Here is a 15,864-nt window from a genome sequence, read left to right as displayed (position 1 = left end):
TACCATAACATGATAAATATTCTCTGGGTTGACGATGAAATAGATTTATTAAAGCCACATATTATCTTTTTAGAGCAAAAAGGTTATACAGTTACAAAATGCCAAAGTGGTACGGAAGCTTTAGAAGTAATTAATGATACGAATTTCGATATTGTCTTTTTAGATGAGAATATGCCTGGATTAACTGGTTTAGAAACGTTAAATGAAATTAAAGAACGTAGAGCCAATTTACCTGTGGTAATGATTACCAAAAGCGAAGAGGAATATATTATGGAAGAAGCAATTGGTAATAAAATTGCAGATTATTTAATAAAACCTGTAAACCCAAATCAGATTTTATTGAGTTTGAAGAAGAATTTAGACCATTCTCGCTTAGTTTCTGAAAAAACAACATCTAATTACCAACAGGAATTCAGAAAGATTGCCATGGATTTATCTATGGTTAATTCTTATGAAGAATGGGTAGAGTTATACCAAAAGCTTATTTATTGGGAATTACAACTTGAAGGCATTGAAGATGCAGGAATGACTGACATTTTAGAATCTCAAAAAACAGAAGCTAATATGCAATTTGGCAAATTCATTGAAAAAAATTATGAAGATTGGTTTCAACCAAACACTGATGCTCCCGTAATGTCTCATACATTGTTTAAAGACAAAGTTGTGCCAGAATTAAGCGACAAGCAACCAACCGTTTTAATTGTAATAGATAATCTACGGTATGATCAATGGAAGGCTTTTGAACCTATTGTGAATAATTATTACAAAAAATCTTCAGAATTAGCATTTTACAGTATTTTACCTACAGCAACACAATATGCTAGAAATGCTATTTTCTCTGGCTTAATGCCAGCAGACATGGAGAGTTTATTTCCTCAATATTGGAAAAATGATACAGATGAAGGTGGAAAAAACATGCATGAAGACGACTTCTTAAGAGAACAACTTAAACGTTTAGGGTTAAAGAACATAAAACATGAATACCATAAAATTACGAGTTTAAAGGCAGGTAAAAAACTTGTAGAAAATTTTAAATCATTAAAAGATAATGACCTTAATGTCATTGTTTACAATTTTGTAGACATGTTATCTCACTCTAAAACCGAAATGGAGGTTGTTAAAGAACTAGCCTCTAATGATAAGGCTTACCGATCTCTAACTGTAAGTTGGTTTAAAAATTCGCCATTGTTAGAAATGATACAATTATCACAGCAATTAGGGTTTAAATTAATTTTAACCACTGATCATGGTACAATAAATGTAAAAGCACCTTCTAAAGTTATTGGAGATAGAGACACTAGTTTAAACCTACGTTATAAAACGGGAAGAAGTTTAACCTACCAAGATAAAGATGTTTTAGCTATTAAAAATCCTAAATCCATTCATTTACCCTCTTTAACAATGAGTAGCTCTTTTATTTTTGCTAAAGGTGATATGTTTTTAGCTTACCCTAATAACTTTAATCATTATGTAAGTTACTATAGAAACACCTATCAACATGGTGGTGTTTCTTTAGAAGAAATGATTATACCGTTTGTGGTAATGGATCCAAAATAGTTTTTAAATAATTTAATTGTAGTTAAATCTTTGGAGTTTATTCGTAGTCACTTACAATAAAAACTCCTTAAAACGCAAAAATAACCGATGAAATACATATTTTCTTTGGTTATGTCATATTATATCCTTATCATTGTTTTCTAAAATTCCATTTGAAACAGTGAAAACCATTGATTATACATACCATTTAAAAGATATTGATGCTATTGCATCTAGTGTTTTAGATCATTTAAATTCTAAAATTTTACTTTTTAATGGCAGTATGGGAGCAGGTAAAACAACCTTTATAAATGCGTTATTAAAAGCAATGCACAGTAATGATGTAGCCACTAGCCCAACATTTTCTATTGTAAATGAATATAAAATACCTAATGATAAAGTATATCATTTTGATTTCTTTAGAATTGAATCAATAGAAGAAGCATATAACTTTGGTATTGAAGATTATCTTAACAGTGATCATTGGCTTTTTTTAGAATGGCCTGAGCGTATAGAAGACATCCTACCAGAAAACAGCCAATCTATTACTATTACTGATTTAGAAGACAATAAAAGAAACCTCAAATTAACTATAAACACAAATCATTTAACCGTAAATAAAGCTATGAAAACAGTGAAATTTTAAATAAAATTTTATAAAAATTCCTACAAGATTGTACTATAGTTACGTCAAAACCGTAACAATTATCTCGTAATTTATTGGACTTTAACAACATTACATTTGTAATTACTGCCATATGCATTTAATTTTGAAGTAATTAATTAATTAAATCCCTTGAATTATGAAAAACAAAAAAAACCTAGTATTAGCAATTGCTATCTTTGGAGGAGTGTTATTTACTGTACAAGCTACAAACATTATTGACTTAGATGGACAAACTACAACAAAAATCGAGAAGAAGAAAAGAAAACTCGTTAAATGGGGATAATATTAAATTGACTAGGAGCGCTGTTATAGGTACAATAATATCTACAGTGATTGCTTCTACTCCTCTTTTATATTTAATACATGAAAGTGTGCCAGATGATGCTATCTGGCACACTTTTTTAGGTACTTACGAAAGTGGGTTTTGGGAGTCTGCACAATATGCAATGTGGGTTTATACCGGGAAAGTTGTACCTCTTATATTAGTTCTAATTTGGTTTTTCACTTGCAGGCACTGGTGGCATCATGCTTTATTAGTACCAATTGTTATGTATTCATTTCAAATCATTACAAGTGTTAATGCAGAACTACTTCGTACTGATGAAAATCAATTCTTATTTTTATTACCTGTTTTAGTAATTGTTGTCCCTTCAATTTATTTAATTAGAGCTAAAATGTTTAATAAAATAAACAATGCGGATAAAACACTAGAAGAGCTGGAACAAGAGTTTATGATTAAGCCTAAAGGTGTTTGGGGAAGAGTTAAGCAATATTTTTAAGTTTCTAACTTGCTTTATAATTTTAATCTTATTTGAAGTTTAGATTTAACAACCAATTATATAGTGTTATTCATTATATTGCAATGGTAAACTAAAGCTAAAACTTCAATGAGTAAGTCATTTTCTCCATTTACTAAAGCCCAATTATTACCTCAAGAAGAAACCCTAGAAATTCTTAAACAAAAAGGGGAACTCTTTATTGGTATCCCAAAAGAAACGCATTTTCAAGAGCGTCGTGTTTGTTTAACTCCAGATGCTGTTTCTGCATTAACGGCAAACGGTCATCGCGTATTGTTTGAGTCTGGTGCAGGTGAAGGCGCCAATTTTAAAGATAAGGATTATAGTGAAGCTGGTGCAGAAGTTACTAAGGATACTGCAAAGGTCTACTCCTGTCCTATTATACTCAAAGTAGAACCGCCTTCTTTAGATGAGATTAAACTTATTAATCCACAAACACTTCTAATTTCTGCACTTCAAATAAAAACTCAAGATAAATCTTATTTTGAAGCATTAGCAAAAAAAAGAATTACAGCTCTAGCCTTTGAGTATATTAAGGATGATGATGGCGCATATCCAGCTGTTAGCTCATTAAGTGAAATTGCAGGTACAGCATCCATATTAATCGCTTCAGAACTTCTTTCCAATGTTAATGGAGGAAATGGCTTAATGATGGGAAATATAAATGGTGTACCACCTTCTGAAGTATTAATTTTGGGTGCAGGTACTGTTGGAGAATTTGCCGCAAGATCCGCTATTGGTTTGGGTGCAAATATTAAAGTTTTTGATAGTTCAATTACTAGATTACGTAGACTTCAAAATAATTTAGGTCGTACTGTTTACACGTCAACAATGCAACCAAAAAATCTTTTAAAAGCATTAAAACGTTGTGATGTAGCTATTGGTGCTGTACGTGGCTCTAATCGGGCACCAATTGTTGTTACGGAAAGTATGTTAAGCCATATGAAACCTGGTTCTGTAGTAATAGATGTTAGTATAGACATGGGAGGATGTTTTGAAACCAGTGAAGTTACAACACATGATAAGCCAACTTTTGAATATAATGGTGTAATTCATTATTGTGTTCCTAATATTCCTGCGCGCTACTCTAGAACAGCTTCAGTTTCTATCAGTAACATTTTTACACCTTATTTATTACAAATTGGCGAATATGGTGGTATAGAAAATGCACTTCGTTTTGATCGTGGTTTAAAAAATGGGTTGTATTTTTACCACGGCATTTTAACTAACAAATCTGTAGCAGAATGGTTTGGTTTAGATTACAATGATGCCAATTTGTTGATTTTTTAAAACTATAGTTATTGACTAAAATCGCAATTACGGAATCTTATTTTTATCTATGAAATTTATACATCGTTTAGGTTATTACCTTGGAGGATTTGCCATTGGATTAGTGCTTTTAATGTTTTTTTTAAATGGTAAAGATGCGTCTTGCGATTACGGACCCAATGCACGGACGACAAAAAATATTAGTTCTAAGTCAATTCAATATTCAGAAAAATCATCCGAATTTGTAATAAATCAACATATAGATTCCACTACAGTTATAAATTTAATAAAGTTTGGTAGTGTTAATTTTTCTAAGAGTAATACTAAATTAGATTCATGTAATGTATATTATATAGAAAACATCTATAAAGAACGTAATATGGAGTTGAAAATTAAAAATTGTGATTCTATAGCGACACTCCTCGATATTAATTATACAAACAACTAATTTGTTGAAATTGATCACAATAAAATTTAGAGATCTCAATCTAAATTTGAATATTTGAAGTCAAACTTAAAAGTTAAATCATTTTATAATGAAAATATTAGTTACAGGAGCTGCAGGCTTTATAGGATTTTATGTTTCTAAAGTATTAACAGCTAAAGGCCATAAAGTTGTAGGCTTAGATAATATAAATGATTACTATGATGTCAATTTAAAATATTCTAGACTCAAGGAACTAGGTATTGATAAAAATGAAGCAAGGGAATTTAATACAGTTTGTAAAAGTTCTACAAATGACTTCTCATTTGTAAGAATGAATCTTGAAAATCGTGAAGAACTTCCAAAATTATTTCAAACTCAAAAATTTGATATTGTTTGTAATCTTGCTGCTCAAGCTGGTGTTAGATATAGTTTAGAAAATCCTGAAACTTATGTAGACTCTAATTTAGTTGGTTTCTTAAACATTTTAGAATGTTGTAGAAATAATGACATTAAACACCTAGTCTATGCAAGTAGTTCTAGTGTTTATGGTATGAACAAAAAAATTCCGTTCTCAACAGATGATAATGTAGATCATCCTATAAGTTTATATGCTGCTACTAAAAAAAGTAATGAGCTTATGGCTCATACCTATAGTCATTTGTTTAAATTCCCTACTACTGGCTTAAGGTTTTTTACTGTTTACGGACCTTGGGGAAGGCCAGATATGGCTATGTTTTTATTTACTGATGCAATTGTAAACAATAGACCAATAAAAGTCTTTAATCATGGAAAAATGGAGCGCGATTTTACTTATATTGATGATATTGTAGAAGGCGTAGTAAGAATCATAGAAAAATCTCCTCAACCTAGAATTGAATCTAATAATTTATATAAGGTCTATAACATTGGAAATAATAATTCAGTGAAATTGTTAGATTTTATTAAAGAAATCGAAGTTAATCTAGATAAAGTTGCAACCAAAGATATGATGGAAATGCAACCAGGAGATGTAGAACGCACATGGGCAGACGTAGATGAATTAATTAAAGATTATAATTATAGTCCAAACACTTCAATTAAACATGGTGTAAAATCATTTATTGATTGGTTTAAAAACTATTATAATTAAGTTTCATTCTAAAACTATTGTTCTTATTTTTGTGCAATTATAAGACTTAATCGTGAAAAAGTGTTTTTGGTGTAATAAATTATCATTCTAAACTTATTTCAACCAAATTTGCACTCTAAAACTAAAATTAAACTCAAATCTAAATAAACTTAAAACAATGAGAATAACAAAAATCTGTTGTATTGGTGCTGGATATGTAGGAGGACCTACTATGGCTGTAATTGCAAAAAAGAATCCCAATATAAAAGTTACCATTGTCGATATAAATGCAGATCGTATTGCTGCTTGGAATGACGAAGACGTTTCTAAATTACCAATTTACGAGCCAGGTTTGGCTGAAATTGTTGAAGAAACAAGAGGAAAAAACCTATTCTTTTCTACCGAAATAGACAAAACAATTAAAGAATCTGAAATGATTTTTATTTCTGTTAATACACCAACCAAAACTTATGGTAAAGGAAAAGGCATGGCTGCAGATTTAAAATATGTAGAACTATGTGCTAGAAACATTGCAGAAGTCGCTACTACAGATAAAATAGTTGTTGAAAAATCTACTTTACCTGTTAGAACAGCCCAAGCAATAAAAAGCATTTTGCACAATACAGGAAGTGATGTAAAATTCAGTATTTTATCTAATCCAGAATTTTTAGCTGAAGGAACTGCTATTGAAGATTTATTAAATCCTGATCGGGTATTAATAGGTGGAGAATCTGAAGATGCTATAGATAGTTTAGCAAATGTTTATGGCAGTTGGGTATCACAAGATAGAATATTAAGAACTAACGTGTGGTCTTCTGAATTGTCTAAACTTACAGCGAATGCTTTTTTAGCACAACGTATATCATCTATAAATGCAATTTCAGAATTATGTGAACATACCGAAGCCAATGTTAACGAAGTAGCAAAGGCAATTGGTATGGATTCTAGAATAGGACCTAAGTTTTTAAATGCTTCAATAGGTTTTGGTGGATCATGTTTTCAAAAAGATATTTTAAACCTTGTTTACATTGCCAGAAGTTACGGGCTAAATGCTGTAGCCGATTATTGGGAACAAGTAATTATTTTAAATGATCATCAAAAACGAAGGTTTTCTGACAAACTAATTAGTACATTATATAACACGGTATCAGGAAAAAAGATTGCAATGTTAGGTTGGGCTTTTAAAAAGGACACCAATGATACTAGAGAATCAGCTGCTATTTATGTTGCAGATCATTTATTAAACGAACAAGCAAATATTGCTGTTTATGATCCAAAAGTAAATAATCTAAAAGTACAAGCAGACCTTAACTATCTTAACACACGGTCAGAAGAAGAAAACAAGAAGCTTGTAACTTCTTTTGACGACCCTTATGAAACGACAAAAGACGCTCATGCTGTTGCAATTATGACAGAATGGGATGAGTTTAAAACTTACGATTGGAAAAAAATCTATGACCAAATGAAGAAACCTGCATTTATTTTTGACGGGAGAAACATTTTGGATAAAGATGAAATGACAAAAATTGGTTTTGAATACTCCTCAATTGGGAAGTGATTAAAAATAATATGTTTAAAACAAAAAAGCACTAAAAGAAATATTTAGTGCTTTTTTGTTTTGATATTAATATTAAATAATCATTCAACTAAAAGCTTTTTAGTGATCGCATTTTTATCATCTAATACTTTAACAAAGTATACTCCTGCTTGAAACGAACTAATATCTATCTGAGATGTTACTATCGGAGCTAAATCTTCATTTGTAATTATTTTCTGTTTTATTAATTTACCCGTTACATCATAAAAATGAATTTCTGAAATATCTCTACTGCCAATTAATTTAACGTTTACCATGTTATTAGCTGGATTTGGGTATATATTTAAATCCAAGTCATTATAAATTTCATTATCTAATGGATTATTTGATTGTGTGGTACAATCTAAATCAACCTCCACTATTACAGAAGCTTCATCAAAATCTAAAGCATTAAAAACTGTAACAGTATACTCAGTTGTTTCCAACGGAGACACTTGTATTGTAGGAGTTGTTTCTCCTGTATTCCAAACATAATCATCACCTCCAGTTGCCGTTAACATTACTACTTCGTCTAAACAAATAGTAAAATCTTCACCTGCATCAGCTATAACTGGATGTAATACATTAACCGTAACTTGTTTCTCATCATAGCAGTCTCCAACGTATCCTCTCACTTCATATGTAGTAGTTTCGGAAGGACTCACTGCTATATTTGGCTGAGTAGCACCGTTATTCCATTCAAAAGTATTCGCTCCGGAGGCGGATAATGTTATAAAGTCTCCACTCATAATATCTACGCTTTCACCATTTTCAATGACAACTTCTGGACTTGGATTGACATAAACTGTTACTGAATCGGTATCTACCTGCCCTCCATTTGTGATTGTTACATGATATGTCGTAGTAGATAATGGGCTAACAATAATTGATTGTGAAGTTTCTCCTGTGCTCCATAAGTAATTATCTCCTTGATTAGCCGTAAGAACAACTTCATAATTTAAATTATCACATATATGTTCATCTATACCAGCTGAGGCAACAAATAATGGAGTTACCGTCACAACAATTTCTTCAACTATACTATCACAAGAATTTGATGTACCAAAAACAGTATAAATTGTTGTTTCTGTTGGACTAACAGTTATTGTGCTTGATGTTTCTCCAGTATTCCATAAATAGGACAATGCACCATTGACATATAAATCAATACTTTCTCCTTCAATTATGGTAACATCTTGAGATACATTGATAATTGGTAATTCATTAACTGTTACTGTAACGCTATCTGAATCTGAATTACCGTATACATCGGTTACCATAACTGTATATGTCTCCGTTGAAATAGGACTTACAGTAATTGATTCGCCAGTTTGACCTGTACTCCATATATAATTAGAACCTCCATTTGCATTTAAAGTTACACTTTCACCTACACATATAGAAACATCGTTACCCGCATTTGCATTGACTTCTGGTATCACAGTAACAGTTACTTCAGCTGAATTTTGGCAACCAAGACTTGAATACCCAGTAACTAAGTAAGTTGTTGTTTGTGTTGGATTAACAGTGATTATATTCGACGTCTCACCCGTGCTCCATAAATAAGATAATGCACCATTTACATATAAATCAATACTTTCTCCTTCTATTATTGTGACATTTTCAGATACATTTATAATTGGTAATTCATTAACTGTAATTGTAACACTATCTGTATCTGAATTACCATAATTATCCGATACCGTAACGGTATAAGTTGAAGTTTCTAAAGGGCTCAAAGTTATTTCTGCTGTAGTTGCTCCATTATCCCAATTATAAATACTCCCTCCTGAAGCAACTAAGGTTATACTATCACCATAACAAATATTTGAATCTAAGCCTGCATTTGCTTCTACTTGAGGAACAACTGTGATAGTTATCTCTTCTGTAACCGAACAATTTGTCGAATTATAACCAGTAACTGTATAAGTTGTTGTTGTAGTTGGATTAACTGTTATTGAATTTGAGGTATTACCATTATTCCAAAAATAGGTTTCAGCTCCAAAAGCTTCTAAGGTTATACTTTCACCCAATACAATTACCGAATTATCAGTAACAGTAATATTAGGCAAATCAATCACTGTTACCGTAACGCTATCGGTATCTGAATTTCCAAAACCATCAGTAACAGTTACAGTATAAGTTGTAGTTTCATTAGGAATAAAAGTTGGTGATGATACAGAGTGACCTGTACTCCATAAATAAGTAACTCCTCCTGAAGCATGTAGGGTAATACTTTCGCCAGAACAAATAGTAACATCATTTCCTGCATCCGCAATAACTTCTGGATATACAGTTACAGTTACATTTTCGGTACTATTACAACCATTTTCTAAGGTACCTATAACACTATAAGTAGTTGTCTGTAATGGACTTACTATTATAGAATCGGTAAATTCTCCTGTACTCCATAAATAATTGTCTGAGCCAGAAACTTGAAGGGTTACTGATTCTCCTTCAAATATTGACACATTTTCTGTTAGCAACAATTCTGGGGTTTCAGATACAAATATTTCAACTTCATCGATATCAGAACATGAAGTTGAAAAAACTTCAACAGAATAAACAGTATCTATTTGCGGATTTACATTAATAGATGAAGTTGTTTCACCGGTGCTCCACAAATAAGTTTCACCACCGTTAGCAGTTAATATTATTGACTCGCCTAAACATATTGTTTGACTCTCCCCTGCATCTGCTATAGGTAAAGCATTAACTGTAACGGTTATACTATCTGTATCAGAATTACCGAAACCATCTGTCACAGTAACATAATATGTTGTGGTTTCATCTGGTGTAAATATTGGTGATGGTCCTGTGTCTCCCGTATTCCATGTGTATGTTATACCGCCAGAAGCATTCATAATAATACTCTCTCCTTCACATATGGAAACGTCATCTCCAGCATTAGCAGATAAAACATCTACTACAGTTATTGTAACTTCTTCGATATCTTGACATCCATTTTCAAGAGAACCTGTAACAGTATAAGTTGTAGTAACAACAGGACTTACAATTATAGACTCGGTAATTTCATCGGTACTCCATAAATAGGAGTTAGCTCCAGAAACAGTTAATGTAACGGAATTACCAACCATCATATACATGTTGTCATTAACAGTAATATTTGGTGATTCGTTAACAAATACAGTTACTTCATCAGAATTTGAATTACCATAATCATCTTGTACAGTTACGACATAAGTTGTTGTTTCTAATGGACTTACGGTAATCTCATCTGTTATTTCCCCTGAATCCCATAAATAATTAGACCCACCTGTTGCTAATAAAGAAACTGTCTCACCACTACAAATTGTAATATCTTCCCCAGCATTTGCAATAACTTCTGGTAGAACCGTAACGGTAACACTTTTAGTAGCTACACAGCCATTTAATCCAGTTGAACTAACAGAGTAAGTCGTTGTAGATAAAGGGCTTACAGTTATAGATTCTGTTATATCTCCAGTACTCCAAATGTAATTATCATTTCCTTCAACGGTTAATATAGCTGATTCACCTTCAATAATATTCAAATCTTCTGTAAGAATTAAATCTGGAATTTCATTTACAAAAATCGTAACTTCATCTATACTTGAACAATTGTTTGAACTTACTTCTACAGTATAAATAGTATCAACAACAGGATTTACTTCTATCGTATCAGATGTTTCTCCTGTACTCCATAAATAAGTTGTTCCTCCAGTCGCAATTAAAACTACGGATTCACCCTCACATATATTTTGATCTTCTCCAGCAAATGCAATTGGTACAGGGTAAACAGAAACATTTACACTATCACTATCAAAATTCCCGTCATCATCTGAAACAGTAACATTGTAGGTTTCTGATGTTAATGGGGTGACTGTTATAGTTTCAGTAGTTTCCCCAGTATTCCACAAATAATTTGAGCCGCCAGAAGCTGTTAATGTTACCGATTCTCCTTCACAAATATCTTGATTTACACCAGCATCAGCAGTAACTCCAACATCATAAAAAAAAACTAATTTAAATGTATCTATCGCTACTACTTCTCCTTCACCTGAATTCTCACTATAATATTTTACTGTGAACAAATACTCACCTTCCTCTATAGCATAAGGCTCAAAATTAAGACCATTATGATTAGACATACCTGCATATAATGGCGAACTTTCGAGCCAATACCCTTCTGATTGACCTGTCCAAGTAACTTCAACACTCTCTACTGATATATTTGCGTCACCATCTTGTGGGATACTTCTAAAATTAATTTGAGTTCCGCTTGTATTTATATCAATGGAAGTATCTTCTTCTATTACATTTAATAACACATCCGTAGTTGCATTATATAGATGGTAAGTTCCATAAAAATCATCCGTCACTGTAATATAAGCTGTTGAAGACTGTACTCCATCAACAGAAACAAAACTAATTTCTGTTTCTCCTTCATTTATAAGGGTTAAATTCCCATTATCATCTACTAAAGCTACGGATTCATTACTACTAGTCCATGTACCAAAAACATTTGAAGCATCAATAGGAGTTACAGATAATGTTAACTGTAATTCATCGTCTAAAGCTAAAGTTTGAGTTTCTGGTAAAATAGATACCGAAACTAAGGGTATGTAAACATCAGTCACATTTACATAAGTAGAGTCCATATAATTTCCATCACTTGTATAGAATCTAACCTCTGTTTCACCCTCGGAAATACCTGTGACTGTTCCATTATTTGCAACTGTGGCAATAGATGGGTCGTCAGAAATCCAATAACCATATTGATTAGTAGCATCTTCAGGAAATATCAATGGGATAATAGTTTCTGATTCTGAAATATTTAAGAAAATTGATTCTGGAGAAGTTTCAACACCTGTAACAGGTATTACGCCATTTAAATCTAATTCAATACCATTTAAATAATGCTCTAAATTAGTATATCCGTTAACATTTATTATATTTCTATCTGCTGGGTCTGAATAATTTAAACTATTAGCTGTTTCCCAATCATTTGGCATGCCATCTTCATCTGAATCTTCCAAAGCAGGTAAAGAACTTAGTACTGGATAACCACCTACTTGTTCTTGTGTATCTATTATTGCACCAGTATTACTATTATACTGTTCAATTATTCTAGAGTCTACCTCATCTCTTTGAGGTAATATGGCACCTACGTTCTCTAATACATCTGCAATTGCATCATCAACCGAATCTGGTGTTATACCAGAATCAATTGAAGGAGTATCTAATTGATAAGGAATGAAAAGATTATCAAATTCGGGTTTATTTGAATTGTTAATGTTACCAGATGCATAAGCTTCTGTTTCGGACATATTAAAACCACTTTGTGAACTAAAATCAACAATATAGGATACGGAAACTCCTTCAGTACCTTCTCTATAATAGTTATTTATAACAGAAAATTTATTAGCAGGTCCTATTACTGATGAATAAGTGTAATTATATATAACATTATTTATCATTTCAAAACTACATCCTCCACCTGCTCTTATGTGTCTTTCTCTATTATTTGCAAATAAATTCTTATATAGTGTTACATTTTTAGTAAAATTATTAATAAGAAACCCCATAGAATGTGAGCCGTCTCCATGATGACTAGCGAATAATCCTTCTGAAAATATACAATATTGAAAAGTAACATTTGAAACAGTTTTAGTTAAATCAGAATGTCCACTAATACCAACATTTTCGTCAATAGACCAACTTATAGAACAATGATCAAATATAATATTACGAGTAGAATTTGGGCTAGTAAAAATAGCTACAGTGTCAGCATCTGGTCCGTCTGAACCTACAACATTACCATTTGCATCTTTATATCCATTATCCCCCAGTCTAAACCTCATGTATCTTACAATGACGTCTTGAGCCATAACAATAAAAGAAGCACCTTTTAAGCAAATTCCTTCTCCAGGCGCAGTTTGCCCTGCAATAGTTAGGTTACTATTTAAAACCCTTAAATTACTAGTTAAATTTATAGTACCACTTACTTCAAAAATTACTGTACGAGGTCCTGACGCTTCAACAGCAGCTCTTAAGCTTCCTGGTCCATCATTATTAGTATTTGTAACTTTATATACAACACCTCCTCGACCTCCAGTTGCATATTTCCCAAAACCTTGAGCTTCTGGAAAAGCTAATTGCTGAGAAAAGCAATTAACCGTAAATATAAAAAACAAAAAAAATAGTGGTAATACTTTTTTTATTTGAAAATTAAAATCAATCATTTATTGTTAGGGATTTGAAAATTTAAAAAGTCTTTATCAATCATTCACATGGCAAAAAAAACAAATATTATAACAAAAACAGTTAAAATCCACAGTTATTCGATATAATGTATATTTTTGTAAGTAATAACCTTACAATTTAAGATGTAGTTATTTGCAAATAATTAAACAATCATTCTGATTTTAATAAATACGAACCAAATTGAAAAAAAGATTATAAAATTTAATTATTTACAAACTTTAACAAAAACAACACTTTAAATTACAGTAACTTATATTAGATAATAAAAATTAAGCGATTATTTATTATTATTATTTACGCTTAGAAAAATATTTAATTAAAATTATTAACTCTTCTCAAAAATATGACTATATAGATGCCCACATAAAAAATAAAAATTATTTTATATACAAAATATTAACAATCAGAAGAATGAAGAAATTTAATACAAAAACCCATGTAAGACTTCAACTAAAATCTATTTTGTCATTGATATGATACTAAAAAAAAGCCTTTAATTATAGAAAAGATAGTACATTACCATAGGTCAATTAAAAGAAATACCTCAAAAACCAATTAAACCTTTACAATGATCTTTAATCGAAAATATTATAAGTTTAGAAATAATTGTTGCACTTTTATCCGCTAATTGCAATCATTTTATGAACAATAATATTTCTAAAACTAAATCCGGAATTACTGGTCTTATTTGGATGTTCTTTGGAAATATTTTCAATACTGTAATTCAATTATTAATTATTGCCGTCCTATCCCGCTTATTAACTCCTGCGGAATTTGGTGTGATGAGCATTATATTAATATTTGTAAATTTTTCCGATATTTTTACCCAAATGGGTATTGGTAGTGCCATTGTTCAATTGGAAAAATTGACAAAAAAGCATATTTCTCTAAGTTTTGCAATTTCTTTTATTTTAGGAAGTATTATTGGTACTCTATTTTATTTTATTGCCCCTTTAATTGCCATTTTTTTTAATTTAGAAAACCTTGATGAACCTATTCAGTTTTTCTCATTTTTCTTTCCATTAAAGAGTTTTACTGGTGTAGCTTTCTCTATTTTACAACGTGAACTTAAATTTTCCATAATAGTAAAATGTAGGTCAATATCTTATTTCTTAGGTTATGGTTTAGTTTCAATAATTTTGGCTTATATGGGAATGGGTCTTTGGGCACTAATATATGGTCAATTAGCAATGCTTCTAATAAATTTTATTCTAGTAATGTTTCTTGTAAAGCCTTCTTTTACGTTGATAGCAAATAAAAAAACGTACAAAGATATATTGGTTTTTGGTTCAGGTTTTACTTTAGATTCTAGTTTTAATTTTATTGCTGAAAATTCAGATAATATTATTGTCGGTAAATTTTTAGGAGAAGCTAGTTTGGGTGTGTATTCAAAAGCTTTTCAGTTTTTATCAATTCCTGCAAGCTTTTTTGGACAATTATATGATAAAGTATTATTTCCCGTTTTATCTAGTATACAAAATGATGTAAAAAAACTTACCTCATTTTATTTTTTCAGTATATCTTTTTGTTTAATTATCCTCCTGCCTGTTTCTGTATTTTTAATGTTTAATGCAGAACTTCTCGTTAATGTTTTATTAGGAAATCAATGGACTTCCGTTATTTTGCCATTTCAAATTCTCATAATTGGTTTTTGTTTTAGATTTGGCACAAGAATAAATAAATCTTTTTTAAAATCTTTAGGCTATGTATATAAAAGTGCAAAATACCAAATTATATTTGCCGCAATAATGGCTATCAGTACTTATGTTGGGCTTAATTTTTGGGAATTGAATGGAGTAGCATTAGGAGTGCTTTTTGCAACAGTGATTAATTATATTCAGGTTTCTTACAGAATTCATAAAATATTAAAGTTTAAGTTTATAGATTTCTTAAATTTACACTTTAGAATGTTTATTATATTCTCTCCGATTATTCTAATTATATTAATATTTCTTTTATCTGATTATTATTCAATGATATTCGCGTTAATTTTTTCTGCGATAGTTATTCTTCCTTTGTTTATTATTGCAATAAGACACAAAAAAAGTATCTATTATAATAAACATAATTTAGACATGCTTAAACAAATTATTGAAAATTTACCAAACGGTGCAAAAAAAATTGCACGTAAAATTAAACTAATTAAATGAGAACTCTTGGGTTTATTATTATTGCCGTTCTATTAGGAGTAAACAATGTTTTTATAAATTTTAAAGTCGGTGGTATTAGTTATGATAG

At 30.8% G+C, this 15,864-nt stretch carries 9 protein-coding genes; 8 read left to right on the top strand and 1 reads right to left on the bottom strand.

From position 1 onward, the window contains the following. The first annotated feature begins 9 nt into the window (after nucleotides 1–9). The 7 genes from porX (at nucleotide 10) to HNV10_RS09760 (ending at nucleotide 7,362) form a co-directional block, all read left to right on the top strand. The gene (gene porX / locus HNV10_RS09790) at nucleotides 10–1,557 is read left to right on the top strand and encodes a T9SS response regulator signal transducer PorX (protein ID WP_173301171.1); all 1,548 of its coding nucleotides are present in this window, start codon (nucleotides 10–12) and stop codon (nucleotides 1,555–1,557) included. A gap of 160 nt (nucleotides 1,558–1,717) precedes the next feature. Then, nucleotides 1,718–2,182, top strand: coding sequence for a tRNA (adenosine(37)-N6)-threonylcarbamoyltransferase complex ATPase subunit type 1 TsaE (gene tsaE / locus HNV10_RS09785; protein ID WP_173301170.1), 465 nt, complete (start codon nucleotides 1,718–1,720; stop codon nucleotides 2,180–2,182). Between the two features lie 245 nt (nucleotides 2,183–2,427). Then, complete coding sequence (locus tag HNV10_RS09780) at nucleotides 2,428–2,982, top strand: hypothetical protein (RefSeq protein ID WP_241695492.1); 555 nt, start codon at nucleotides 2,428–2,430, stop codon at nucleotides 2,980–2,982. Between the two features lie 108 nt (nucleotides 2,983–3,090). Then, nucleotides 3,091–4,290, top strand: a complete 1,200-nt coding sequence (locus tag HNV10_RS09775) for an alanine dehydrogenase (protein WP_173301169.1) — start codon at nucleotides 3,091–3,093, stop codon at nucleotides 4,288–4,290. A 49-nt stretch (nucleotides 4,291–4,339) separates the two neighbouring features. Next, nucleotides 4,340–4,717, top strand: coding sequence for a hypothetical protein (locus HNV10_RS09770; RefSeq protein ID WP_173301168.1), 378 nt, complete (start codon nucleotides 4,340–4,342; stop codon nucleotides 4,715–4,717). 88 nt (nucleotides 4,718–4,805) lie between these two features. Beyond that, on the top strand, nucleotides 4,806–5,825 hold the full coding sequence (locus HNV10_RS09765; protein ID WP_173301167.1) for an NAD-dependent epimerase: 1,020 nt from the start codon (nucleotides 4,806–4,808) through the stop codon (nucleotides 5,823–5,825). Nucleotides 5,826–5,982: 157 nt separating this feature from the next. Next, complete coding sequence (locus tag HNV10_RS09760) at nucleotides 5,983–7,362, top strand: nucleotide sugar dehydrogenase (protein WP_173301166.1); 1,380 nt, start codon at nucleotides 5,983–5,985, stop codon at nucleotides 7,360–7,362. Nucleotides 7,363–7,442: 80 nt separating this feature from the next. Here the strand turns inward: HNV10_RS09760 and HNV10_RS09755 are convergent, their stop codons facing one another. After that, nucleotides 7,443–13,604 carry an Ig-like domain-containing protein gene (locus HNV10_RS09755; RefSeq protein ID WP_173301165.1) on the bottom strand — a complete coding sequence of 2,054 codons (6,162 nt, stop codon included), beginning with the start codon at nucleotides 13,602–13,604 and terminating at the stop codon, nucleotides 7,443–7,445. Between the two features lie 663 nt (nucleotides 13,605–14,267). Between HNV10_RS09755 and HNV10_RS09750 the strand changes: the two genes are divergently transcribed. Next, nucleotides 14,268–15,776: a lipopolysaccharide biosynthesis protein gene (locus HNV10_RS09750; RefSeq protein WP_173301164.1), complete on the top strand. Its 1,509-nt coding sequence runs from the start codon at nucleotides 14,268–14,270 to the stop codon at nucleotides 15,774–15,776. Nucleotides 15,777–15,864: the final 88 nt, after the last annotated feature.

Origin of the sequence: Winogradskyella litoriviva (genome assembly GCF_013249065.1) — a bacterium.
GTDB classification, from domain to species: Bacteria; Bacteroidota; Bacteroidia; order Flavobacteriales; family Flavobacteriaceae; genus Winogradskyella; species Winogradskyella litoriviva.
Note: the sequence above shows the minus strand (reverse complement) of the source record. Positions and strands in the feature narration are given on the sequence as shown.